Raw genomic sequence first — 1,121 nt, 5'->3', positions numbered from 1 at the left:
CGGCGCACACGTTGAGGACTACATCGTCCATCAGCAGGACCTTGAGGCCGTGATGAATGCCCTCTGGGCGGGAGGAGCCGAGGCCATCATGGTGATGGATCAGCGTATCGGTAGCACCAGCACTGTCCGTTGCGTCGGATCGGTTCTGCAGCTGGAGGGGAAGCACTACTCGCCCCCTTATGAGATCGCGGCCATCGGCGACGTGGACTCGATGCTTGGCGCACTCGATCAGTCCGAGGCCGTGGGCTGGTACCGCGACGCGGCCGACGCGTTCGGGCTTGGCTATGACGTCGAAGTGGAGGACCTGGTCAACATGCCGGCATACGAGGGATCACGGATCTCGGGGTCGGGCTCGTGACAACCCGGATCCTCGTCGTCGATAACTACGACAGCTTCGTCTTCAACATCGTCCAATATCTTCAGCAGCTCGGAGCCGAGTGTGAGGTGCGCCGAAACGACGACGTAGTGGGCGTCGCCGGGTACGACGGTGTACTGCTCTCGCCGGGCCCCGGAACGCCGGAACGGGCCGGCATCTGTGTCGACCTCATCCGGGCTCACGCGGGAGCGGTGCCGATCTTTGGTGTCTGCCTAGGGCTGCAGGCGATTGGAGTAGCCTTCGGAGGCAAGGTCGGCCGGGCACCGGAGCTGTTGCACGGCAAGACCAGCCAGGTACGCCACAAGGAGGCGGGCGTTCTCCGCGGCCTCGCGGATCCGTTCACAGCCACTCGCTACCACTCACTGGCCATCGCGCCGGACACCATGCCCGACGATCTCGACGTGACGGCCTGGACGGAGAACGGCGTGATCATGGGGGCCAGGCACCGCGAGCTCCCGGTCGAGGGTGTTCAATTCCATCCGGAGTCCGTGCTGACCGAGGGTGGTCACCGGATGCTGGCCAACTGGCTGGCGGTCTGCGGTGACCAGGAAGCGGTTGGGCGCTCAGCCGGCCTGGCGCCGGTCGTCTCCCGATAGGACCTCTCGTCTGCCTCTCCGCGCCCGGTGCTGGAGGAACGGAACCGTCCAGGGCCTAAGCGGAGAATGACGGTTGTGCCTCAGGCCCGGCCATCTCCGCCTCGCCCTTCTTTAAGGTGACGGTGTCTCCCCGTCCCCGTCGTCCCAGC

Annotated in this window: 2 protein-coding genes; both read left to right on the top strand. The window is 65.5% G+C overall.

Annotated elements, in window-relative coordinates; all coding sequences use genetic code 11:
- The coding region (locus ELR45_RS06150; protein ID WP_165367524.1) for a DUF881 domain-containing protein at nucleotides 1-358 on the top strand (358 nt) is incomplete at its 5' end.
- Entirely contained in the window at nucleotides 355-972 is a 618-nt protein-coding gene (locus ELR45_RS06145; RefSeq protein WP_129664373.1) for an aminodeoxychorismate/anthranilate synthase component II, read from the top strand. The genes ELR45_RS06150 and ELR45_RS06145, both read left to right, overlap by 4 nt.
- The last annotated feature ends 149 nt before the right edge of the window (nucleotides 973-1,121 follow it).

This window comes from Phytoactinopolyspora endophytica, assembly GCF_004138495.1.
GTDB classification, from domain to species: domain Bacteria; phylum Actinomycetota; class Actinomycetes; order Jiangellales; family Jiangellaceae; genus Phytoactinopolyspora; species Phytoactinopolyspora endophytica.
This window is presented reverse-complemented; position numbering and strand designations above follow the sequence as displayed.